Origin of the sequence: Paenarthrobacter sp. NPDC018779 (assembly GCF_044391085.1) — a bacterium.
Lineage (GTDB): Bacteria > Actinomycetota > Actinomycetes > Actinomycetales > Micrococcaceae > Arthrobacter.
The window spans coordinates 96,760-119,896 of sequence record NZ_JBIRZS010000014.1 but is presented as its reverse complement, the minus strand read 5'-3'; the positions used below and the strand labels follow the sequence as shown (position 1 = coordinate 119,896).

The 23,137-nt window shown below is 64.0% G+C and carries 22 protein-coding genes; 13 read left to right on the top strand and 9 right to left on the bottom strand.

What is annotated here, in order from left to right; all coding sequences use genetic code 11:
* The first annotated feature begins 329 nt into the window (after positions 1-329).
* Positions 330-608: a hypothetical protein gene (locus ACH488_RS15135; RefSeq protein ID WP_397325377.1), complete on the top strand. Its 279-nt coding sequence runs from the start codon at positions 330-332 to the stop codon at positions 606-608.
* Here the strand turns inward: ACH488_RS15135 and ACH488_RS15130 are convergent.
* Positions 605-1,435, bottom strand: coding sequence for a carbon-nitrogen hydrolase family protein (locus ACH488_RS15130; RefSeq protein ID WP_397325380.1), 831 nt, complete (start codon positions 1,433-1,435; stop codon positions 605-607). The genes ACH488_RS15135 and ACH488_RS15130 overlap by 4 nt on opposite strands.
* Before the next feature lie 319 nt (positions 1,436-1,754).
* Between ACH488_RS15130 and ACH488_RS15125 the strand changes: the two genes are divergently transcribed.
* The 6 genes from ACH488_RS15125 to ACH488_RS15100 all read left to right on the top strand — a co-directional run bounded on the left by ACH488_RS15125 (position 1,755) and on the right by ACH488_RS15100 (position 9,460).
* Positions 1,755-2,945 (top strand): ROK family transcriptional regulator, encoded by a 1,191-nt coding sequence (locus tag ACH488_RS15125; RefSeq protein WP_397325376.1) that lies wholly within the window; start codon positions 1,755-1,757, stop codon positions 2,943-2,945.
* A gap of 129 nt (positions 2,946-3,074) precedes the next feature.
* Positions 3,075-4,631, top strand: coding sequence for a multiple monosaccharide ABC transporter ATP-binding protein (gene mmsA / locus ACH488_RS15120; RefSeq protein WP_397325375.1), 1,557 nt, complete (start codon positions 3,075-3,077; stop codon positions 4,629-4,631).
* A 45-nt stretch (positions 4,632-4,676) separates the two neighbouring features.
* Positions 4,677-5,945: a multiple monosaccharide ABC transporter permease gene (mmsB, locus tag ACH488_RS15115; RefSeq protein ID WP_397325374.1), complete on the top strand. Its 1,269-nt coding sequence runs from the start codon at positions 4,677-4,679 to the stop codon at positions 5,943-5,945.
* 65 nt (positions 5,946-6,010) lie between these two features.
* The gene (locus ACH488_RS15110) at positions 6,011-7,108 is read left to right on the top strand and encodes a substrate-binding domain-containing protein (protein WP_397325373.1); all 1,098 of its coding nucleotides are present in this window, start codon (positions 6,011-6,013) and stop codon (positions 7,106-7,108) included.
* 223 nt (positions 7,109-7,331) lie between these two features.
* Positions 7,332-8,765: an ABC transporter permease gene (locus ACH488_RS15105; protein WP_397325372.1), complete on the top strand. Its 1,434-nt coding sequence runs from the start codon at positions 7,332-7,334 to the stop codon at positions 8,763-8,765.
* Positions 8,766-8,767: 2 nt separating this feature from the next.
* On the top strand, positions 8,768-9,460 hold the full coding sequence (locus ACH488_RS15100) for an ABC transporter ATP-binding protein (protein WP_397325371.1): 693 nt from the start codon (positions 8,768-8,770) through the stop codon (positions 9,458-9,460).
* Here ACH488_RS15100 and ACH488_RS15095 read toward each other — a convergent pair.
* The 4 genes from ACH488_RS15095 to ACH488_RS15080 are packed head-to-tail and all read right to left on the bottom strand — an operon-like array spanning position 9,438 to position 12,082.
* Positions 9,438-10,562: an ABC transporter permease gene (locus tag ACH488_RS15095; RefSeq protein WP_397325370.1), complete on the bottom strand. Its 1,125-nt coding sequence runs from the start codon at positions 10,560-10,562 to the stop codon at positions 9,438-9,440. The genes ACH488_RS15100 and ACH488_RS15095 overlap by 23 nt on opposite strands.
* Positions 10,511-10,951 carry an ATP-binding cassette domain-containing protein gene (locus ACH488_RS15090; protein ID WP_397325369.1) on the bottom strand — a complete coding sequence of 147 codons (441 nt, stop codon included), beginning with the start codon at positions 10,949-10,951 and terminating at the stop codon, positions 10,511-10,513. The genes ACH488_RS15095 and ACH488_RS15090 overlap by 52 nt, the downstream gene beginning before the upstream one ends.
* 48 nt (positions 10,952-10,999) lie before the next feature.
* Positions 11,000-11,608 carry a hypothetical protein gene (locus ACH488_RS15085; protein WP_397325368.1) on the bottom strand — a complete coding sequence of 203 codons (609 nt, stop codon included), beginning with the start codon at positions 11,606-11,608 and terminating at the stop codon, positions 11,000-11,002.
* A gap of 54 nt (positions 11,609-11,662) precedes the next feature.
* Complete coding sequence (locus ACH488_RS15080; protein WP_397325367.1) at positions 11,663-12,082, bottom strand: biotin/lipoyl-binding protein; 420 nt, start codon at positions 12,080-12,082, stop codon at positions 11,663-11,665.
* Between the two features lie 269 nt (positions 12,083-12,351).
* Between ACH488_RS15080 and ACH488_RS15075 the strand changes: the two genes are divergently transcribed.
* Positions 12,352-13,422 (top strand): Gfo/Idh/MocA family protein, encoded by a 1,071-nt coding sequence (locus ACH488_RS15075; RefSeq protein ID WP_397325366.1) that lies wholly within the window; start codon positions 12,352-12,354, stop codon positions 13,420-13,422.
* A gap of 51 nt (positions 13,423-13,473) precedes the next feature.
* On the opposite strand, the gene ACH488_RS15070 is transcribed toward ACH488_RS15075, so the two are convergent.
* The 3 genes from ACH488_RS15070 to ACH488_RS15060 are packed head-to-tail and all read right to left on the bottom strand — an operon-like array spanning position 13,474 to position 15,420.
* Positions 13,474-13,908 (bottom strand): DoxX family protein, encoded by a 435-nt coding sequence (locus tag ACH488_RS15070; protein WP_397325365.1) that lies wholly within the window; start codon positions 13,906-13,908, stop codon positions 13,474-13,476.
* A 37-nt stretch (positions 13,909-13,945) separates the two neighbouring features.
* Positions 13,946-14,641 carry a phosphonatase-like hydrolase gene (locus tag ACH488_RS15065; RefSeq protein WP_397325364.1) on the bottom strand — a complete coding sequence of 232 codons (696 nt, stop codon included), beginning with the start codon at positions 14,639-14,641 and terminating at the stop codon, positions 13,946-13,948.
* 11 nt (positions 14,642-14,652) lie between these two features.
* A complete protein-coding gene (locus ACH488_RS15060; protein WP_397325363.1) occupies positions 14,653-15,420 on the bottom strand; it encodes a GntR family transcriptional regulator in 768 nt (255 codons plus the stop codon).
* A 164-nt stretch (positions 15,421-15,584) separates the two neighbouring features.
* On the opposite strand from ACH488_RS15060, the gene ACH488_RS15055 reads away from it, so the two are divergent.
* From ACH488_RS15055 to ACH488_RS15035, 5 genes are all read left to right on the top strand, one after another.
* The gene (locus ACH488_RS15055; RefSeq protein ID WP_397325362.1) at positions 15,585-16,823 is read left to right on the top strand and encodes a TIGR03364 family FAD-dependent oxidoreductase; all 1,239 of its coding nucleotides are present in this window, start codon (positions 15,585-15,587) and stop codon (positions 16,821-16,823) included.
* 30 nt (positions 16,824-16,853) lie between these two features.
* Complete coding sequence (locus ACH488_RS15050; protein ID WP_397325361.1) at positions 16,854-17,771, top strand: phosphate/phosphite/phosphonate ABC transporter substrate-binding protein; 918 nt, start codon at positions 16,854-16,856, stop codon at positions 17,769-17,771.
* Positions 17,771-18,547, top strand: coding sequence for a phosphonate ABC transporter ATP-binding protein (locus ACH488_RS15045; RefSeq protein WP_397325360.1), 777 nt, complete (start codon positions 17,771-17,773; stop codon positions 18,545-18,547). The genes ACH488_RS15050 and ACH488_RS15045 overlap by 1 nt, the downstream gene beginning before the upstream one ends.
* Positions 18,544-19,398, top strand: a complete 855-nt coding sequence (gene phnE / locus ACH488_RS15040) for a phosphonate ABC transporter, permease protein PhnE (RefSeq protein WP_397325359.1) — start codon at positions 18,544-18,546, stop codon at positions 19,396-19,398. The genes ACH488_RS15045 and phnE overlap by 4 nt, the downstream gene beginning before the upstream one ends.
* Positions 19,399-19,533: 135 nt before the next feature.
* Complete coding sequence (locus tag ACH488_RS15035) at positions 19,534-20,643, top strand: FAD-dependent oxidoreductase (RefSeq protein ID WP_397325358.1); 1,110 nt, start codon at positions 19,534-19,536, stop codon at positions 20,641-20,643.
* A gap of 69 nt (positions 20,644-20,712) precedes the next feature.
* Here the strand turns inward: ACH488_RS15035 and ACH488_RS15030 are convergent, their stop codons facing one another.
* On the bottom strand, positions 20,713-22,932 hold the full coding sequence (locus ACH488_RS15030) for an NADP-dependent isocitrate dehydrogenase (RefSeq protein ID WP_397325357.1): 2,220 nt from the start codon (positions 22,930-22,932) through the stop codon (positions 20,713-20,715).
* Positions 22,933-23,137 lie beyond the last annotated feature (205 nt).

Sequence of the window (23,137 nt, the reverse complement as noted above, 5' to 3'; positions counted from 1 at the left end):
GTGGCGCGCAACGATCCTGTCAGATCGTAGGCAGCAAGAATTTCCATGATTTCTCCGTCATGCTTCATACAGGGCCTCTTCCTGGGACGACATTTTGGTGCGACTAGACACCGTCATCAAATCCCGGGGAGAGGCCCCCGCCGCTTAAGACGCGGCAGGTTCAGTTGAGGAAGTGGGCAGATCTCATGGCCACCGGTGGGCAGTTTTACTGGCCGTCAGTGGGCATTTTCGTGGCCGCCTATGGGCAGTTTTTCATGGCCGCTAACAGTGGAGAGCGGTTGGTCGAGTAACGTGCGTGGCACACACGTCCATCCCTGAAGGAGCATGCCATGCCCCAAATGCACAAGCACATAGTCGGAACACTTGTGGCGACCGTTGTCATTTTGGCGGGCGCGCTCCTGGTAGTCCTCGTGGCTGGGATCTCTTCAGAGACCGGCCTGACCGGAGCGGCGCTGGTGGACCTCGAAGATATGGCAAACGGTGGTTTCCGCCTCGGTTTCGAGGCCTCCTACCCAGCCATCCTCGGAGTAGTTCTTACGGTGGGGCTCATCGCAGCGGTTCGAGCGCTGGTCCGGGTTCGTAGCCTCGGCACCCGGCCGTCGGCCTAAAGCTCCCACTTCGCATAAAGGTCCGGGCGGCGTTCCTTCAAGTACGGGACTTCGGCCCGGGCTGCTTTGACGGTGTCGGTGCCGACCTCGGCGAAGAGCAGCGCAGGTCCATCCCCTGCCGAGGCGAGCAGCGAACCATCCGGCCCTGCAACGACGCTGCCGCCCAGGAAGTTGTAGATGTCCTCGTGCCCGCAATGGTTGGCGTAGGCAACGTTTAGCTGGCTCTCGAGGGCCCGCGCCCGAATGAGGACCTGCGGCACATTGTCGAACCCTGCGGACAGGGCCGTGGGCACGAGCAGCAGCTCAGCGCCGCGGCTTGCGGCCGCCCGGACAGCCTCAGGGAACTCAACGTCGTAGCAGATCAGCATCGAGGTGCGGATTCCATTGAAGACCACGACGGCGGGAGGTTCCTGGGCGCCGACAAACGCCTTGTGTTCGTCCCCGCCAAAGAGGTGGACCTTGTTGTAGTGCAGGACCTCCTCGCCGGTGGCGTCCAGCAAAGTAGCCGAGATATGCCAGCGGTCGCCTGCGGGAGTTGGCCGCGCGGCGTCGTCGTGCACTTCCTGGGCAGGTGCAGGGAGGCTGTAGACCAAACCGATCCCGTGCGTCCGCGCGATGTCCGCCAAGCGCTGGCGGATAGCGGGGAGGGTTTGGGGGTCGAGTTCGGCCTGGATCCGCAGCGGCGCGTAGCCAACGGGGAAAAGCTCGGGCGTGAGCAATATGGCTGCGCCGGCCTGCGCGGCACGCCGTGCCGCGTCTTCGATGGTCCGAAGGTTGGCGTCCACGTCCAGGACGGAAGCGTTGGCCTGCAGGACTGAGAGCAGCATCATTACCACCTTGGTTTTCCGGGGTCCCGGTGCTGGTGGGCCGGGAAGACTTCGTTCTTCCAGCGTAGGCACGGTTGGCCTTGGGCGGCTGGGACATTTGGACCCGGGCAGTTGGAAAACAGGGCGCATCGCACGCCGTCGCGGGGAACTTCCTGCGTTGCTGGGCCTGCTTTACGCCCCAATGGCCAGATCTAGGGCGCTTAGCGGGCCCCACAACGGGTACTTAGAGCGTCAACTTGTGTTGGAGTATGTCGGCCAACCGCCACACCCTGTGTTCACTTCTTGACTACAAGCCGTCACATGGGGCACTCTTCTTGTCATGCCCGCTACACAGCGCTCAACGAAGAGCCACCCGAGAAAACCAGGCTCGCAGTCCGCCCTGCGCCACTTGAACCAGCAGCGGATCATCGAGTGCCTGTTAAGTGGGCCGTCAACGCAGGCGGAACTTTCCCGGCAGACCGGCCTGTCCACGGCCACGGTCTCCAACATCGTCAAGATCATGCAGGACGCCGGCCTGGTCTCGACGGAACCGACCACCAGCTCCGGCCGTCGCGCCACCAATGTGAGGCTCAACAGCAACGGTGCCGTCGCCGTCGGAATCGACTTTGGACGCCGCCACCTGCGGGTGGTCCTGGCATCACTGGGCTACCACGTAATCGCCGAGGAATTCATCGAACTTCCGCTGGGGCACCAGGCCGAGGAGGGCATCGCCGCTGCCGTGCGGCTGCTGTCCCGACTGCTGGAGGAAAACAGCATCGATCCCAGTGCCGTAGTGGGCGCCGGAGCAGGTATTCCCGGCCCGATCGACCGCAGATCGGGCACCGTCGCGCAAGGTGCGATCCTCCCCGAATGGGTGGGCATCGATATCCTTCACAGACTGGAGGAAGCCCTCAATTGCCCCGTCTTTGTTGACAACGACGCCAACCTTGGAGCCCTTTCCGAAGTGACGTGGGGGCCGCACAGTGGCGTCTCCAACCTGATGTTCCTCAAGGTTGGCTCGGGTATTGGCGCCGGGCTGATCCTCAACGGGATTCCGTACTACGGCAATGTGGGGATCACGGGCGAAATCGGCCATGCCACCATCCACGAGCACGGTTTGGTTTGCCGCTGCGGGAACCGCGGATGCCTTGAAACCATTGCTTCCACCACCACCATGATCGAACTCCTGGGCCGCGGGCAGGACACCCTGCTGACACCCCAGGACATCGTCCGGAATTGCCTTGCCGGCGACTCTGCCACCCAGCGCGTGGTGGACGATGCCGGCCTTGCCGTGGGCAGGGCACTGGGCAATGTCGCGAACCTCATCAACCCTGAAGTGATCGTGGTTGGCGGACCCTTGGCAGGCTTGGGAGACCTCCTGCTTGATCCCATCCGGCGGGGTCTGGTCAGGCATGCAGTGCCTGTGGTGGGAGAGACGACACACCTCGCCATGTCCTCCCTTGGCGCACGCGCCGAAGCCCTTGGAGCAGCCGCCCTGGTGTTCCAACACGCGGGTATTACCGCGAAGTAACGAAATCGTTAGCTGGTTCTTGTGTTCAAGTCTTGACGACAAGACGGGTGATCCAGTTTACTTTTTCATCAGAAAGCTCCGCTGCCGCGGGGCCGACAACGAAGTCATGCATTGGAGGCGTAAGGGCTGATGACAACCCTCGACACGCAAGGTGATCCCATCCTCTTGGAGATGCGCTCGATCACGAAGGAATTCCCCGGCGTGAAGGCCTTGTCGAATGTGAGCCTGCGGGTTAAGGCAGGCGAAATCCACGCCATCTGTGGCGAAAACGGGGCGGGCAAGTCCACCCTCATGAAGGTCCTGTCCGGCGTCTACGGGTACGGAAGCTACACCGGCGACATCGTGTACCAAGCCGAAACCCAGCAGTTCAAGGACATCCGCGCAAGCGAAGCCGCCGGCATCGTGATCATCCACCAGGAACTCGCGCTGATCCCGGAACTGTCCATCATGGAGAACATCTTCCTGGGCAACGAACCCACCAAATGGGGCGTCATCGACTGGGCAGAGGCCCGCAAGCGTTCCATCGAACTGCTGGCCCGCGTGGGCCTGCGCGAAGACCCGGACACCCCCATCAAGGAAATCGGCGTCGGCAAGCAGCAGTTGGTGGAAATTGCCAAGGCCCTGAACAAGTCCGTGAAACTCCTGATCCTGGACGAGCCCACCGCGGCGCTGAACGAATCGGACTCCCAGCACCTGCTGGACCTGATCCTCGGCCTCAAGGGCAAGGGCATCACGTCCATCATCATTTCCCACAAGCTCAACGAGATTGAGCAGATCGCGGACGAGATCACCATCATCCGCGACGGCAAGTCCATCGAAACGCTCAACGTCAAACGGGACGGCGTGGACGAAGACCGGATCATCAAGGGCATGGTGGGCCGGACGCTCGAATCTCGCTTCCCGGACCACGAGCCGAAGATCGGCGAGGTCTTCTTCGAGGTCAAGAACTGGACAGTGGGCCACCCGGCCATCCAGGACCGCTTGATCTGCAAGGGCTCCAACTTCTTCGTCCGCCGCGGCGAAATCGTTGGCTTCGCCGGACTCATGGGTGCCGGCCGTACGGAGCTGGCACGGTCCCTGTTCGGCCACTCGTATGGACGCTTCATTTCGGGCGAGGTCTACAAGGACGGCAAACCGGTCCACTTGAAGACCGTCCGCCAAGCGATCGACGCCGGACTCGGTTACGTCACGGAGGACCGCAAGTCCTTGGGCCTGAACCTGCTGGACGACATCAAGACCACCACCGTAGCCGCGGCGTTGGACAAGATCAGCAACTACACGGTGGTGGATACCCGCAAGGAATTCCAGGTTGCCGAGGAGTACCGCAAGTCTCTGCGCACCAAGACCCCGTCCGTGGAGGAAGGCGTTGCCAAGCTTTCCGGCGGCAACCAGCAAAAAGTGGTGCTGGCCAAGTGGATGTTCACCGACCCGGACCTCCTGATCCTGGACGAACCGACCCGAGGCATCGACGTCGGCGCCAAGTACGAGATCTACGGCATCATCCAGCGGCTGGCCAACCAGGGCAAGGGAGTCATTGTGATCTCCTCGGAGCTCCCCGAGCTTCTGGGCCTCTCTGACCGCATCTACACCATCTTCGAAGGCTCCATCACCGGCGTGCTGAACAAAGACGAAGCCAGCCAGGAGAGCCTGATGAAGCTCATGACCTCCAACCGCAAGACAGCCTGACCCAGTGGCCCAGAAACGCCCTTTCCTGACCCAAGGACCAAAACAATGAACGCGCTCAAGAAGCTCTTTGGTGGCAATACCCGCCAGTTCGGCATGATTTTCGCCCTGGTGGCACTTATCGTCTTCTTCCAGATCTTCACGCAGGGCCGCACGCTGACCCCTGGCAACGTGATCAACCTGTTCAACGGCAACTCCTACATCCTGATCCTGGCCATCGGCATGGTGCTGGTAATCATCGCCGGACACATCGACCTGTCCGTGGGTTCCGTGGCCGCCTTCGTCGGTGTTTCCGTGGCCCTGGCCATCCGCGACTGGGGCATCCCCTGGTACATGGGCGTGCTCTTTGGGCTGGTGCTCGGCGGGGTGATCGGTGCCTGGCAAGGCTTCTGGACGGCGTATGTTGGCATCCCGGCCTTCATTGTCACGCTGGCCGGCATGCTCCTGTTCCGTGGTTTCAACCAGTTCGTCGGCAAGTCCAACACCATCCCGGTTCCCAACGACTTCCAGTACCTCGGCTCCGGCTACCTCCCGGAAATCGGTCCCAACACGGGCTTCAACAACCTGACACTCCTGATCGGCATCCTGGCAGCTGCATTCGTTGTGGTCATGTCCCTGCGTGCCCGCGCCGCCAACAAGGCCTTGGGTGCGGACGTTCCGGAACTCTGGGTTGAAGTCACCAAGCTGGTCCTCATCTGCGGCGCCATCCTCTACGCCACGTACCTCTTCGCCACGGGCCGCCCCGGCACCTCGTTCCCCATCCCCGGCCTGATCCTCGCGGTCCTGGTGCTGATCTACGGCTTCATCGCTGACAAGACCGTCATCGGCCGCCACGTCTACGCGGTGGGTGGCAACCGCCACGCTGCCGAACTCTCCGGTGTGCAGTCCAAGAAGGTCAACTTCCTGGTCATGATGAACATGTCCGTCCTGGCAGGCCTGGCCGGCATGATCTTCGTCGGCCGCTCCACGGCATCGGGTCCGTTCGACGGCGTGGGTTGGGAACTGGACGCCATCGCGGCCGTGTTCATCGGTGGCGCAGCCGTCACCGGTGGCGTCGGTACCGTGATCGGCTCGATCGTCGGTGGCCTGGTCATGGCCGTGCTGAACAACGGCCTTCAGCTGTTGGGCGTCGGCGCCGACCTTACCCAGATCATCAAGGGCTTGGTGCTCCTGGCCGCCGTCGCCTTCGATGTCTACAACAAGACCCAGGGCAAGCGGTCCATCACGGGCCTGCTGATGAAGAACTTCCAGCGCAACAACGAGATCAAACCGGACGAGACCACTTCCACCAAAGAGGTCATCTCCAAGGAAGCCTGACCCTACCCGGTCACAAACCCCAGAGAACTCGCTCCACCCCACCCACACAGAAAGTGAACCAAGATATGCGAATGTTTGGTAAAGCAGGAAAGGCAGCAGCAGTAGCTGCCATCGCGGCACTGGCGCTGACGGCCTGCGGCCGCACTGACAGCGGCTCAAGCAGCAGCACAGCTGGCGGGGAAGCGTTCCCCAAGGACTCGCTGATCGGCGTCGCACTTCCGCAGAAGACCAGTGAGAACTGGGTCCTCGCGGAGAAGCTGTTCAACGACGGCCTCACCGGCGCCGGTTTCAAGGCCGACGTCCAGTTCGCCAACGGCGGCGTTTCCGAGCAGCAGAACCAGATCAGCGCCATGGTCACCAAGGGTGCCAAGGTGATCATCGTCGGTGCGATCGACGGCGCACAGCTGGGTACGCAGCTCAAGCAGGCCAAGGACTCCGGCGCAACGGTCATCGCGTACGACCGCCTGCTCCTGAACACCGAGAACGTGGACTACTACGTGGCCTACGACAACTTCAAGGTCGGTGAGCTCCAAGGCCAGGCCCTGCTGGACGGACTGAAGGCCAAGAAGCCGAGCGGCCCGTACAACATCGAGCTGTTTGCAGGTTCCCCGGATGATGCCAACGCCAAGGTCTTCTTCGACGGCGCCATGAGCGTCCTGAAGCCGAAGATCGACGACGGTACCCTCAAGGTCCTGTCCGGCCAGACCGCATTCGAACAGGCTGTTACCCAGGGCTGGAAGGCTGAAAACGCCCAGCGCCGTGCTGACACGCTGCTCACCGGCAGCTACGGCAGCGCATCCCTGGACGGCGTCCTCTCCCCGAATGACACCCTGGCCCGTGCAGTCCTGACCTCCGTCAAGGCCGCTGGCAAGCCGCTCCCCGTCGTGACCGGCCAGGACTCCGAGGTTGAGTCCGTCAAGTCCATCATGGCCGGCGAGCAGTACTCCACCATCAACAAGGACACCCGCAAGCTGGTTGAGCACGCCATCACCATGGTGAAGGACCTGCAGGCAGGCAAGGAACTGGAGATCAACGACAAGGATTCGTACAAGAACGGCGTCAAGACCGTTCCGGCGTACCTCCTGCCCCCGCAGATCGTGACCGCCGCGAACGTCAAGACCGCTTACGTGGACGATCCGGTACTCGGCCCGATCACCAAGTAGCACCCCGCAACACCGGAGCCCCGGTCCGCCCACAAGGCGGGCCGGGGCTTTTTGCTGCGCCGGGGCTTTTTGTTGCCGGGGCTTTTTGCTGCGCCTGATTCTTCACAGCCCACGCATAGCTTCGGCTGGCTTCCTGCACAGCCGCCTTAACGAAGGTTGGATCTGCGGCCGGCGTCCAGCGGGCCGGGGCCTCCCGCGGCCCGAGCAGCTCCAAAGGAGAAACGTGAGCGTCCTTGCCCGAAGCGTAGGCAATGCCTTCCGCAACAAAATCAGAACGGCGGCCGTGGTTGCCGTCCTGGCCGTCGCCATCGGTTTGGCCCTGGCCATGCTCGTGGCCAACCAGGCCGTGGGCGCCAAGGTCCAGGAGCTCAACGCTTCGGTGGGCACCACCCTCACGGTGAACCCGGCCGGCGGGCAGGGCTTTGAGGGCGGCGGCGAACCGCTCACCTCTGCCCAGGCGCAAACCGCAGCGGGCGTCGCAAACGTCACGTCCGTCGTCGGGACCAAGGCGCTGCGACTCCAGACGGCGACCACCGGCACCACTGCCACGACGCAACAAGGCTTCGGCGGCCCGGGCGGCCAGCAAGGTACCACCGTCACCACCAACCTGACCGCCGCCGTCGATGCCGGAACGCTTGGAAACCGCAACAACGCGAGCGGAACAACCGGCAGCACTACTACGCAACCTGCCCGCTCCCTTCCCATCACGGCCACCGGCATCGGGGCCGAGGTGGACAGCACCGGCAAGGCGCTGGACATCACCAGCGGCACCGGCCTGGGCGACTACACCGCGGCCGAAGCCAAGGCAATCGTCGGAACCACACTGGCCGAAAAGAACAACCTGACGGTTGGCTCCACCTTCACCATCCAGGACAAGACCTTCACTGTGGCAGGCTTGTTCGACGCCGGAACCACGTTCGGCAACAACGCCGTCTACGTGACGCTCCCGGAGGCCCAGACGCTGGCCGAAACACCTGATGAACTCTCCACCATGATCGTCACGGTCAACAGCATGGAGAACGTGGACAGCACCAAGACCGCTCTGCAGAGCGCACTCGGTACGGACAAGGCCGACGTCACGCAGGGCCAGCGCAACCTTCAAACTGCCGTCAGCTCGCTGGACAGCGTCAAGAACATCTCCCTCGTTGCGTTCATCGCCGCCCTCGCGACCGCCGGGCTCATCATCCTGCTCATCATGGTGATGCTGGTCCGCGAACGCCGACGGGAAATCGGCGTCCTCAAGGCCATCGGCGCCCGCAACCGCACCATCGGCCTCCAGTTCGTGCTCGAGTCACTGGTCTTGGTGGCGTTGGGCAGCGTGGTGGGCGCGGCGATCGCGTCCTTCGCGAGCGGCGGCATCGCTTCCGCGCTGATCAGTTCCAACACAAGCACGACGGCGGCAACCACCAACCAGCGCGGCGGCGGCTTGGCAGGGGCGGCGGCCAACGGCGGCGTTCCCGGTGGTGGCGGCTTCGGTGGACAGGGCGGTCCGTTCGGCGGAGCCAACCAGTTGCTGACCTCCGTCACGGCGAGCGTCTCCCCCGGCGTCCTCGCTGCAGGCATCGCCGCGGTGTTCGCCGTCGCCATCATCGGAGCGTTGGTTCCCGCGCTGCTGACCGCCCGTATCCGTCCCATCGAAGTACTCCGAGGAGAGTAGCCGTGATCGTAGTCAAGGACCTGGTCCGTCAGTTCAAGTCCGGAGACCGGACCATCAAGCCGGTCAACGGCGTCAGTTTCGAGCTGGAGAAGGGCTCGCTGGCCTCGATCGTTGGCAAGAGCGGCAGTGGAAAGAGCACCCTGTTGTCCCTCCTGGGTGCGTTGGACAAGCCCACATCCGGAGACGTCGTCGTGGATGGCGTGAGCCTCGCCGGCCTTCCGGACGGCAAGCTCACCGAGTACCGCCGCCAGGACATCGGCTTCGTGTTCCAGCAGTTCAACCTGATTCCCAACCTCAGCGCTGTGGACAACGTGATGCTGCCCATGGAGTTTGCTGGGGTCCGGAAGTCAGCGCGGCTGCAGCGCGCCAAGGAACTCCTGGAACAGGTCCAATTGGATCCGGAGAAGCACTCCCGCCGGACCAACCGCCTTTCCGGTGGTGAGCAGCAGCGTGTGGCCATCGCCCGCGCGCTGGCCAACGAACCCAAGCTGATCCTGGCTGATGAGCCCACCGGCAACCTCGACGAACAGACCGGCGAGCACATCATCCAGCTCCTGAGCTCATTGAGCCGTGACCACAACACCACCATCCTGGTAGTAACCCACGACCGCTCCCTGGCCCAGAAGACGGATCGACGCTTCCGGCTTCAGCAAGGCCGCCTGACGGAGGAACTCAAAACCGGATCGCGTCAATAACCTTCACGCGCACCGCGACGAGCGCGGGAATCGCTCCCGCGAGTGCGCCTACAAGGACGGCCGCCCCGAAACCGAGGAGGGCGGCTTCGATGGGGAACGCCGGGTGCTCTGACAGGCCCGGCGCCACCTTTGACTCGATCCAGGGGTTCTTTACCACCGCGATTGCCAGCATCACTCCGGCCAGGCCGGCAACTGCGGTGGCCACCACGGACTCCATCATGACCCCGAAGAAGATGCGGCCAGACGTGGCCCCGAAGCTGCGCCGGATGCCGATCTCCCGGACGCGGTAGCGCACGGTGACCATGGAGATGTTCAACATCCCCACAGCCCCAAGCAGCAGCACCAACCCTGCGACGCCGCCCACCACCAACTGGACCGGGGCCAACGGATCACCGTGGGCGGCGTAGTCCATCCGGCTGGCTTGGGCGGAGTACGCAGGGAACTGACCCTGGAGGTCGGCGGAGATCGCGGCGGTCAGCGCATCCGCTTGTTCCTCGCCCACCCAAACCTTGAACTCGGACATATCAGGTGCCATACCGGCCAACGCCGCAGCTTTGGTAAGAATGAATGCGGCGGGCGGCGTCTCCGGCCACGCGTCAGGAACGACGCCGATAATCACCGCCGTTGCAGGCTGGTCGCCCGGGATGGAAACCGTTGGCTGGGTTGTCAGGTTGGGCCGGCCGGCTTGGTTGTAGAAGGCTTCGGAAACCACGACGGCGGGTGCCATCCTTTGGTCGTCATCGGTAGCGAACCAGGTTCCCATCAGCAGGGGGACGCGGTGGATGACGCCATAGCCCACGTCCACGATGGTCATGTCCACGTTCGTGACGCCGCGGGGGAATTGGAAGCCAGCTTGGGTACGGCCCACATGGGTGGACGTGGTGATGCCATAGCGCTGCTGGATGCCCTGGTAGGCCTTTTCAACTTCCGCGGGATCGGGCATTGTGGGGCCATATACGCCCAATGACAACGTGGCGGCCCGCCCTCCGTTCCGTTCGGATTGCTCCTTGTAGCCTTCCCGTGCGAGGTTGCCGAGTCCCACAACGGACGTCAGGGCCGCCACGGAAAGGGCAACACCAAGGAGCGCCAGGAGGATGCGCACTTTGTTGATGCGGAGTTCCTGCCACGCATGTCCATGGCGAGTTCGCGGCGACGCCAAAAATCCTTGCCCTTGGCGTACAGGAGCGGTGTGATCACGTTGTCCAGCGCGCTCCGGCCGGGCAGCAGGTTGAATTGCTGGAACACGAATCCCACAGTGGATCCGCGCAGCCGAGACCGGGCGTTGCTGCCCAGGCGTTCCGCGGGCTGCCCAAGGAACTCGAGTTCACCGGATGTGGGCACGTCCAAAAGGCCCAGGAGGTTGAGCAGAGTCGATTTGCCGCAGCCGGATCGGCCGACGATCGCGGTGTGGTCGCCGCTTTGTATTTCAAGATCCACGCCACGGAGGATCTGCAGCAGCTGCCCGTCCGGCAGCTTGACCGAGCGGGTCACCTCTCGAAGTCTGACCAGTGTTTCGTTGTTGTTCGAAGACTCCATGCCCTAGCCTGCTTGGATCTGTGTCACTGGCCCCGGCCCCATCATCGGGCCCTGGACGGCGGGAGCGCCGGGAACGAACTCGAGCACCTGTTCGCCTTCAGTCAGGCCGGACACCACCTCAACCACAGATCCGTCGTTCAAGCCGAGCTCTACCTTCCGCTGTTCAGGAGCTCCCCCGGCGACACCGGACGTCCAGACGATGCCGTCCTTCACGCTGCCCTTCACCGACGTCAAGGGCACGGTGACGACGTCGGTCGCCACGCCAGCGCTGACAGTCATGGTGGCACCGAGGCCGGCGAAGACTTCCTGGTCGGAGGGAACAGCGCAGCTCAGTGTGCCGGTGGGAGTGCTGTCCTCCTGCGACTGGCCGCTGGAACCTGGCCCAGCGATTGCCGCGCCAACTCCCATGCCAGCACCTCCGCCGGAGCCGGACAAACCGCCGGAGCCCGCGCCGCCGTCGTCGGACGCGTTGTTCTTGAGCGTCACCTCAGTGCACTGGAAGGGCGCCGGGCCACCCACCAAAGCGATCTCCGCCGGACCTGGCTTGCCCAACAGGCGGTACTGCTGGGCTGCGGTCACGGAACCCGAGACGACGTACGTGCCCGGATCCACCTTGCCGACCGTTTCGCCAACGGTGACTTGCTGATCGATCAGCGTTGTTAAGGATTACAGCGTTCCGCCGCTTGGCGCGAGGACATCGAGGTAGTCGTACACGGGCTTTGGCGGCGTACCGTCCTTGGACACCTGTGTGTTCGTGGCGACGCGCTCGGCTTTGACCTGGAAGAGCGGCGTGCCTTTCTCCACAGTTGCGCCCTGTTCAGCAAAGACTTTCACCACTTTGCCTGCAGCGGTGCTGCGGACGGGATCGGCGGCGTTGCTTTGAACGGTGCCCTTGACCTGAACAGTGTTGGTGACGGTGGCCCGCGTGGCCGGGACCATCGGAATGTCCACTTCGGCCAACGGAGCCGGCTGCGAAGCTGTGGACTTGAGTCCATCAATGAAGGCGATCTTGACCAAAGCCACGGCGATAATTGCGAAAACCAACAACCAGGCAACCGGCAAAATGACGCGCCGAAAAACACCCATCCCTGCTCCATTTCGGTAACTCCCCACAGAACCTCTGCGAGGGATGATTGCTCCAGCCTAGGCGAAGCCACCGACACCCCCGGTCATTCGAAAGGATGAACAGGCTGCTTACCGTGTCGCCGGGTTTGATCGGTCGCGGGACCCGTGCAAGACTGGTTACGTACACGCCCCAGTGACTATTCGGCAGAAATGCCGGACTCCTGGGGCAAACGTGTTTAAGAGCGGTGTTAGGCGCCGACGGCGGCCCCTGGTCTGAGAGGATTGCTGGCATGACTCTCCCTATCGCGAAGCCGTGGCTCTTCTCCCAGACCAACCAGGATCCGCGGGCTGCCACTGGTAGGCGGCTTCGGTGGGGTGTGGTGTCCACTGGGAACATCGCCAACAGTGTGTCGCAGGACCTGTCCTTGCTTGAGGACGCGGAGTTGTACGCAGTGAGTTCGCGGACCCAGGCGGCTGCGGACGCTTTCGCACGGAACCTGGGGTTCGCCAAGGGTTACGGGGACGACGGCGGCGTGCCCGGCTACCAGCGCTTGGTCGAGGATCCCGATGTCGACGTCGTGTACGTTGCCACGCCCCATGCCCAGCACTTCCTGATCGCCTCGGCCGCGCTGCGTGCGGGCAAACACGTCCTGTGCGAAAAGGCCCTCACCATCAACGCCCGCGAGGCCACCGAACTGGTCCGTTTGGCCCGGGAGCACAACGTCTTCTTCATGGAAGCAGTGTGGAGCCGGTTCCTGCCCAGCATGCGGCGTGCTTTCGAGATCGCGGCTTCCGGTGAGATCGGACAGATCCAGTGGGTCAGCGCGGACCTCGGATTCCCGGCACCCTACGATCCCTCAGCACGTATCTGGGCCTTGAACGATGGCGGCGGAGCACTCCTGGACATCACGGTCTACCCGTTGCTTTGGGCGCTCGGAACGCTGGGCTTCCCGCAATCAGTCACCGCTATAGGGACGCTCAACGACGACGGCGTGGACTCCCAAAACGCCTTGACCCTCGGCTATGACACCGGCGCCCAGGTCCAACTCACCTCATCGTTGATGGCGCATGGGCCCCGGACGGCGACCGTGGCCGGAGGCCTGGGCTACCTCCAAACCGTGGGCTCGGTAAACAACCCCCGCGAACTCGTGATCCGCGTGGGCTGGGACGAGCCACGGCACGAGCGCTTCGACGTTGTGGGAATCGGCTACACGTACGAACTCCGCGAAGTGACGCGCTGCATCCAGCAGGGCCTGACCGAGAGCCCCACCATGCCGCTGGAGGACTCCATCAACGTGATGCGCCTGTTCGACGGCGTACGATCCCAGTTGGGTATCCGCTACCCAAACGACGCGCGCTGACGGGCTGGAACGGGAAGACGAGTACCGCCGTCGTGATTTAACCCAGGCGCGCTAACGCTTGGCCGGTTGCCGCGTCAGTTTGCGGTCCAACGAGAGCGCACCCGGGCCAAGGAAGATGAACGACACCGAGATGGCAAAGTAGACGATCAGCAACTCAGCCGTTACTCCGGAGGCATCCGTGAGCAACGGCTTTCCTGCTTCCGTCACGAACCAGATGGACGCGAACAGGATCGCCGCCAGAAAGCCAGCCACACGGGTCAGGGCGCCAAGGACCAGCAGCGCGCCGAGCCCAAGTTCGCCGGCGATGACCAACCAGGCGATGACGTCCGGCTTCTGCACGCCCATGGCCGCTACGGAGGCGGCAAAGGCAGCGTGGCCGGCCATAAATTTCTGGAAGCCATGCACCATGAGCAACGCGCCGAAGACCACGCGAAGAATGGTGACGCCGCGGGAGGAGGACTTGGGAGACGGGTGAAGGAATTTCACGCATTCCAATCTTCCATGCCCACGGCCGCTCACCAAACTAGTTGAGCAGCGCCGGGATGTCCTTCACGCCGTCCAGGATGTGGTGGTGCGGATGCGCGGCGAGGGCTTCGCGATCCAGCTTGCCCGTGAGGACACCCACCGCCACGACGCCGGCATTGTTGGCGGCGGCGAGGTCGTTCACCGTGTCGCCCGCCGCGATCACGGCCCGGACGTCCTGGACGCCGGTCCGATCCATGGCACGGTGGATCATGTGCGGGGCCGGGCGACCCGCGGCTACTTCGTCTGAACATACGACGGCGTCCAGCACCTTGCCGGGGTCGCCCGCCTCGACGCCTGGAGCAGCAACACTCCAGCCGAGGCTGGCCAGCAGGGGCTCGGCAACATCGCGGGAGAAGCCCGTGGTCAGCGCTACTTTGACGCCCTGGCCGCGCAGCGTGCGGAACGCCTCTTCCACTCCGTCCAAGGCGACCGGCGGGTTGGCGGCGTAGAACTCGCCCAGGAGTTCCTTGAAGCGCGAGAAGGCAGCCGCCACGATTCCGGGAGAAGCTACGCCCCCGCCCGCCTGGATCAGCGCGGTGATGGCCTCCACCTTGTCCGCGCCCATCCACTCCTGGACGGCTTCGGGTGTGGTTTCGACGCCGGTTTCCTCGACGCAGCGAGCCAGGGCAACGTAGACGTCGCCGTGTTCGTCGATGGTGGTACCTGCCATATCGCAGGCAACTAGCTCGATCATGGGTAGCTCCTTCAGGTGGCTTGAGAGTCTGTGTGGATGCGGACCAGGGCAGCCCTGCGCTCCACAGTGTTGTCGATGGTGAAGTTGGTGAGCGCCGGGAGGTAGCGGTCCTCGGAGTACTCCAGGGGCTGACCGTCGGCGGACCGGGTGATGCGGCGTTCGCGCAACAACGGAATGCCTTCGGACTGTTCCAGCAGTTCGGCGTCCTCGTCGTTCGCAGCCACGGCGTCAATAGTGTGCCGGGCACTGTGCAGGTCCACGCCCTGTTCCTTGAGGAACGCGAAGATGGAGCCGGAATCGGTATCGAAGTCGAAAAGCTTCCTGCCCACTTCCAGGATGAACGTGGTCCGTTCGATCATGGCCGGGACCTGATCGAGATAGCGGACACGCAGGACCTCCACCACGGTGGTTCCCGGCACCAGGTTCAGGGCCTCGGCGGCTTCCGGGCTGGCCTCGCGACGGGCCACTTCGAGTGTCCGCTGGCCGGGGGTTTTGCCGATACCGGACGCCCATTCCGTGAACGAGTTGAACGTGGAGAACGACTGGGACGGCACCGACGAGCGGACCATCGGCGGCCGCCCGCGCCCACCCGTCACAGCACCTTCGGCACGCAGGAAGGCGAGCGCCTGGCGGATTGGCCCACGGGACGTTCCGAACTCACGGCACAGTTCCGCCTCGCTGGGCAGTTGGAAGCCCGGGGGCCAATCGCCGTCCGTGATCCGTCGCATGAATTCCTCGCTGAGACGGACGTGAAGGGGTGAGTTCTGTTGTGCGGTCACCAGTTGATCATACAAGTTGACCCGGTCCAGATCGCTGGTTTTGGGGTTATCCAGATGAATTCAGAGTGAACTCGGGTGAACAGATATTAAATTCAGATTAACTTGTATATACAAGTGCCGATCTGGCTTGATTTACCCCTCGACGGGCGGCCAGAGTCGTTGGTGTGAACATCCCAAGCCCTTCCTCCAACAACCCCAGCCAGCCCGCCGATGTCCTGATCGTCGGCGCAGGCATCGTCGGCCTGGCACACGCGGCACACGCCGTCGCCAACGGCCTGACCGTGACCATCATCGATCGTGACCACCGCGCGGCAGGCGCCTCCGTCCGGAACTTCGGGCATTGCTGCATCACCGCCCAGTCCGGCGAGCTGTACGAACTCGCGCAGACCTCGCGGAAGTATTGGCTCGAGTTCGCTGAACGGGCGGGCTTCTGGGCCGTCGAATCCGGCGCGGTGGTGCTTGCCCGCACCCAGGCCGAGTTGGAGGTGCTCCGCGAACTCTCGTCTGCGCGGGAACCGGGGCAGGTGGAACTGCTCACTCCCGAGGAGACCCGGGCCCGCTTGGGTGCCGGACATGCGTCTGCGAAAGAAGCGTGCGACGGCGGCGCCCGCCAAGGCGTGCCCGTCACCGGCGGCTCCACGTCCGACGGCGGCGCCTGGCCGGGACTCGTGGGCGGCGCCTTCCTCCGGGACGACCTCCGCGTCGACCCCCGCACCACCGTCGCACGGTTGGCCGAATGGCTGAGCCGGCAGCCCGGCGTCGAACTTCACTGGAACACTTCCGCGCTTGGCTTCAACCCGCAAGCCGAGGCAACCACGGTGCACACCTCCCGTGGTGACTTCAGGGCAAAGCAGGTGTTCGTGTGCGTCGGGCACGACGTCGATTACCTGTTCCCTGACCTCGCCGCCGAGCACAGGATCCAGCGGTGCGCCCTTCAGATGTCCTTGGCCGCCAAGCCGGCCGGGCTCGAACTCAACCCGGCGGTACTGACGGCAACCTCCATGCTGCGCTACCCCGCGTTCACGGACATGCCGGCAGCAGCGGCGCTCCGCGACGAGGTCCAGGCGACCCAGCCTGGACTGTTGGACATCGGGGCCAACGTCATGTTCACCCAACGCCCGGATGGCTCAGTGATCCTGGGCGATTCGCATCACTACCACCTCACAGCCGACCCCTTCCTGGACGAATCGGTGACTGCTGCCCTCAACAACGACATCGAGGCGAGGATCGGCCTGCCGCTGGAGATCATCCAGCGCTGGCAGGGCGTCTACGCGTCCTCGGATGTCGCCCCCATTTTGGTCAGGGACATCCAGCCCGGCGTCACGGTGGTGTCCGTGACCTCGGGCGTGGGCATGACCCTGTCCTTCGGGCTCGCCCACCGCAACGTTTCCCGCTTGACCTAAATCCCTCCCCCTTCGCATCCAAGGATTCCCATGAAAACCACGCTCTTCACCGGCTCCGCCCTGGCTCTTGCCGCCGCCCTCGCACTGACCGCGTGTGGCGGATCGGCCGAGTCAGCTTCATCCCCACTAGCGTCAGCCACTTGCCCCAATGGCGAGATTACGTTCGGCATCGAGCCCTATGAGGACCCTGCCAAGCTCAAGCCTGCCTACGACGTCCTGGCCAACGCCCTGTCCAAGAAGCTCGAGTGCCCTGTCTCCGTGCAGGTGGTGGAGGACTACGCGGCCGAGGTCCTGGCCATGCGCAACGGCAAGCTGGACCTGGGGCAGTTCGGTCCGCTCGGCTACGTTTTCGCCGACTCCAAGGCCGTCGCGGAACCCGTGGTCTCGTTCGGCACGGCGGAAAAGGAACTCAGCACCTACACGGCTGGAATTTGGGTTCCGAAGGACAGCCCCATCCAGGCAATCGGCGATCTCAAGGGCAAGTCACTGGCACTGGGCAGCGTGGGTTCCACGTCGGGTGACGTGCTCCCCCGCTTTGGTCTGCGCGAAGCAGGCATCGCGGACGCCGACCTCAAGATGGACTACACCGGCGGGCACCCCGAGGCCCTCCTTGCCCTGACCAACGGCAAGGTGGACGCTGCCGAGATCAACTCCCAGACCCTGGCCACCGCCATCGCAGCGGGAACGTTCAAGAAGGACGACTTCCACCAGGTGTGGACCTCCGAGGCCATCCCGAACGATCCCATCACGGTCCGCGGAGACGCAGATCCCGCGTTCAAGAAGGCCGTCAAGCAAGCCTTCCTTTCACTGGATCCCGCGGATGTTGCCAAGGTGGGCGAGTTCCTGGACGTCACCCCTCCAGGCCCGCTGCTCGAAGTCACCAAGGACGACTACACCCCGCTGTTCGACCTCGCCAGGACCATGAACCTCACCGAAAAGGATCTCTAGTGGCACCGCTCCTATCCGTTCGAGGTTTGCGCAAGTCGTTCAACGGCCGCACGGTGCTGGACGGGGTGGACTTCTCGGTTGCTGCCGGAGAACTCGTCGCCTTCCTCGGTGCCAACGGTTCCGGCAAGTCCACCACTTTGCGTTGCGTCATGGGCATCACCGAACCAGACTCAGGGAACATCAGCATTGCCGGTTCAGCGTTGGACGGCTTGCAGGGCCGTGAACTGCACCAGACGAGGCAACGGATGGCCATGATCTTCCAGAAAATCCACTTGGTCCCCCGCCGCACGGCGCTGGACAACGTCTGCGCCGGTGCGCTCTCCCGCATCCCGACCATCCGCTCCCTCACACCGGCGCTGTTCCCGGCCGAGGTCCAGCAGGAAGCCCTCGACTGCCTGGACCGCGTAGGACTCGCTGACCGCGCCTTCGACCGCGTCGGCCGTCTTTCCGGCGGACAGCAGCAGCGCGTGGCCGTAGCCCGGGCGCTTTGCCAGCGCGCCGACGTCGTACTCGCCGACGAGCCCGTATCCGCACTGGACCCGCACGCCGCCGAGCAGGTGATGGCGTTGCTCCGTGAACTCGCGCACTCGGAGGGCCTCGCTGTGGCGGCAGTCCTGCACCAGCCGGATCTGGCACTGCGTTACGCAGACCGTTCCATCGGGTTGCTGCAGGGTTCCATCACGTTCGATCTTCCCTCCTCCGAGGTAACTGCCAAACACCTCGACACGCTCTACGCCCCGGACAGGGACACCGCAGACAGGACTGTTGCCGCATGACTCCGCAGACCTTGAAACCCGCCGTCCTGCGACGCGACACGTCAAGCAAAACCCGCGTGGCACTGGTCCGCCCGAAGAAGCCGCTGCGATGGATCACGACGGCGGCAGTGGTTGCCGCCGTCGTCGGACTCCACGCTGTGGCCTTCGAGGGGACGGACTTCAAACCCCAACTCCTGGTGGACGGTTGGAAGGGCATGGCTGCGTTCGTTGCCGACGCGTTCCCGCCGGACCTGAGCTGGGATCGCACGATTCGGCCGGGTCTGGAAGCCACGCTCGTGACCCTCTGGATCGGTTTGCTGGGCACCACGTTGTCCGTGCCGTTCGCGCTGCTCCTCGCTGCCTTGGCCGCCGAGAACACGAGTCCGCACCGGCTGGTGTACCAAGCTGCGCGAGCTGTGTTGTCCTTCTTCCGTGCCGTGCCGGACATCGTGTTCGCGCTGATCTTCGTCACGGCGGTGGGGCTGGGCCCGTTCGCCGGCGTCCTCGCGCTGATCTGCCATAACACGGGCGTCATGGGCAAGTTGTGGGCGGAGTCGATGGAGGAGATCGACGCGGGGCCGCAGGAGGCCCTCCGCACCGCCGGCGCCAACCGCGTTCAGCAGGTTGCCAATGCCACGCTGCCCATGGTGGTCCCGCAATTCGTGGGCCTGCTGCTCTACCGCTTCGACGTCAATGTTCGGTCTTCGCTGGTCCTTGGCCTGGTGGGCGCTGGCGGCATCGGCTTGCTGATCAACCAGTCCATCAAGTCCTTCCAGTTCGACTCGATGCTCACGCACATCCTGATCGTGCTGGTGCTGATCATCGTGGTGGACCAGTTCTCCGCGTGGGTCCGCCGCCGCCTGGCCGCGTAACTTCCCCAAGTAGGTCGCAGATCAGGTCGTTCCCAGCGCTGGAAACGACGCGAACTGCGACCTACTTGGGTGAGTGGGGGCAGAATGGGAGGTGGCCCGGACATGCGGGCCGCGGACTTTGTGGATGGAGCGGGTATGCAGGTTGACGTGGTGGTTGTTGGCGGCGGAGCGATGGGATCGGCTGCCGCGTGGCAACTGGCCCGCAGCGGCAAATCCGTGGTGCTCCTGGAACGGTTCGAGGCCGGACACCACATTGGCGCTTCCCACGGCGCAACCCGCAACTTCAACACCGCCTACGCCGAGGCCGACTACCTGGACCTCCTTGATGAATCCAAAATCCTGTGGGACGAGCTCGCCGCCGAACACGGCGCTCCCCTGCTGGACCTCGTGGGCCTGGCCAACCACGGCAACACGCCCAAGCTGGAAGGGATTCGCGCTGCCCATGAGGAGCGCGGCGTGGAGAGCTACTTCATTTCCGCTTCAGAAGCCGCAGACCGCTGGCAAGGCATGAACTTCGCCACCGATGTTCTCTTCGTCCCAGGCTCCGGCCGGATCCGCGCCGCTGACGCGCTGGTTGCGCTCCGCACCTCGGCGGAGTCCCGCGGCGCCGTTTTCAAGTACTCGACGCCGGTCCGGGACATCGGCGTCGACGGCGCCGAGTCAGTGGTGGTGGTGACGGACGAAACCGAGTACACGGCCAAGCGCGTAGTAGTCACAGCGGGTGCCTGGACCACGAAGGTCCTGGACGGGCTCGCCAAGCTCCCGGCCTTGGTGGTCACGCAGGAGCAACCAGCCCACTTCACACCGACAGACAACACGCTGGTGTGGCCCAGCTTCAACCACAACCCGGACCCCGACCCCAACAACGAGCTCTACGAGTACTGGTTCAGCCCCGTCTACGGCATGCTCACCCCCGGCGAAGGCGTCAAGGCCGGCTGGCATGGCGTCGGGCCCGTCATGGACCCGGACGAGCGCACCTTCCAGCCCATCCCCCAGCAGCTCGAAGCCCTGGTGAGGTACGCCGAAGAGTGGCTTCCCGGCGTCGACCCTTCCACCGCGGTTCCCATCAGCTGCACCTACACCACCACGCCCAACGAGGACTTCGTCCTGGACAGTTTCGGGCCGCTGGTGGTGGGTGCCGGCTTCTCGGGGCACGGTTTCAAGTTCACTCCGGCTATTGGACGGGTGCTGAAGGACATCGTCGACGGCGGCACGGCCCCTGCGCGGTTCGCGGCGGACCGTTAAACGCAACTGACTCGCAGTTGTTGGTGTTCGAAGCTCTCAAACAACAACAACTGCGAGTCAGTTGGCAATTTACTTCAGCGTCGCGAGGACCTTGTTGAACGTGGCCGACGGGCGCATGATCTCAGCGGCCTTGGCGGCGTCCGGACGGTAGTAACCGCCCAGCTCGACGGCGGGACCCTGCACTGCGGCAAGCTCACCGACGATTGCCTCTTCGTTGGAGGTCAGTGCATCGGCGATCGAAGCGAAGGCAGAAGCCAGTTCCGCGTCGGAGGTCTGCTTGGCCAGTTCCTGGGCCCAGTACATGGCCAGGTAGAAGTGGCTTCCACGGTTGTCCAGCTCGCCAACGCTGCGGCGCGGGGACTTGTTTTCCAGCAGGAACGTACCCGTGGCGCGGTCCAGCGTGTCCGCCAGGACCTGGGCGCGGGCGTTGCCAGTGGTGGTGGCAAGGTGCTCAAAGCTGACGGCCAGGGCGAGGAATTCACCCAGGCTGTCCCAGCGCAGGTGGTTTTCCTTGACCAACTGCTGGACGTGCTTGGGAGCGGATCCACCGGCGCCGGTCTCGAACAGGCCGCCACCGTTGATGAGCGGAACGATCGAGAGCATCTTGGCGCTGGTGCCGAGCTCAAGGATGGGGAACAGGTCCGTCAGGTAGTCGCGGAGCACGTTGCCCGTGACGGAGATGGTGTCCTGGCCCTTGCGGATGCGCTCCAGGGTGAAGGCCGTGGCCTCGACCGGGGAAAGGATCTCGATCTGCAGGCCGTCGGTGTCGTGGTCCTTGAGGTATTCGTTGACCTTGGCGATCAGGTTGGCGTCGTGGGCGCGACCCTTGTCCAGCCAGAAGACGGCCGGGGTCTGGGAGGCGCGGGCGCGGGTAACAGCCAGCTTGACCCAGTCGCGGATCGGGACATCCTTGGTCTGGCATGCACGCCAGATGTCGCCCGGGGAAACCTGGTGTTCGATCAGGACGGTGCCTGCGCGGTTCACGAGCTGGACGGTGCCGGCAGCTTCGATCTCGAACGTCTTGTCGTGGCTGCCGTATTCTTCAGCCGCCTGTGCCATGAGGCCGACGTTGGGAACGGTGCCCATGGTGGTGGGATCGAAGGCACCGTTGGCACGGCAATCGTCGATGACAACCTGGTACACACCGGCGTAGGAGCTGTCCGGGAGGACTGCCAGGGTGTCGGCTTCCTTGCCGTCCGGGCCCCACATGTGGCCGGAGGTACGGATCATGGCGGGCATGGAGGCGTCCACGATGATGTCCGAGGGAACGTGCAGGCTGGTGATGCCCTTGTCCGAGTCGACCATGGCCAGTGCGGGACCGTCTTCGAGGCCCTTGGTGATGGCGGCCTTGACGCCTTCGCGGACGTCCTCCGGCAGGTCTTCCAAGCCGTTGAGGATCGCGGCGAGGCCGTTGTTCGGGCTGATGCCGGCTGCAGCGAGCTGCTTGCCGTAGGTGTCGAAGAGCTCGGAGAAGTAGGCCTTAACCACGTGGCCGAAGATGATGGGGTCCGAGACCTTCATCATGGTGGCCTTCAGGTGTGCGGAGAAGAGGATGCCCTCTTCCTTGGCGCGGGCAACCTGTGCTGCGAGGAACTCGTCCAGGGCAGCGGCGCGCAGGACCGTGCCGTCCACCACCTCGCCGGCAAGCACGGGGAAGTCCTTCTTGAGGACCTTGACCGTGCCGTCTTCGCGGACCAGCTGGATGCTCAGGGCGTCATCGGCTTCGATGACGACGGACTTCTCGTTGGAGCGGAAGTCGTTCTGGCCCATGGTGGCAACGTTGGTCTTGGAGTCCGCGGTCCAGGCACCCATGGAGTGCGGGTTCTGGCGGGCGTAGTTCTTTACGGACAGGGGTGCGCGGCGGTCCGAGTTGCCTTCACGCAGCACCGGGTTCACAGCGGAGCCCTTGATCTTGTCGTAGCGCGAGCGGATGTCCGTCTCGGTGTCCGAGGAGGGGTTGTCCGGGTAGTCCGGGAGGGCGTAGCCCTGGGCCTGGAGCTCGGCGATGGCGGCCTTGAGCTGCGGAACGGAGGCGCTGATGTTGGGCAGCTTGATGATGTTGGCTTCCGGCTGCTTTGCCAGTTCGCCGAGTTCAGCCAGGGCGTTGCCCGTGCGCTGGTCTTCAGTCAGGAAATCGCCGAACACGGCGATGATGCGGCCGGCCAGCGAAATGTCGCGGGTTTCGACCTCCACACCTGCGGTCGAGGCGTACGCTTCCACAACCGGCAGGAACGAGTAGGTTGCCAGCATCGGCGCTTCGTCTGTGTGGGTATAGATAATCTTGGCCATTGGCGGGGTTCTCCCTGAAAGTCTGCAGATTTCAACATCTCTAACTTACCCGAGCACGCCGATTTGAGGGCTCTTCGTGTCCGGGATCACGCCTTGCGTTACCGCTTTCACAGCCACTTCGCACACGCCTCCCGGGCGCCCAAAAGCCCGACGGCGGCCTGACCGCCGGAGGTGCCGCAACGCCGTCGTACTCCTTTCCCGGGAC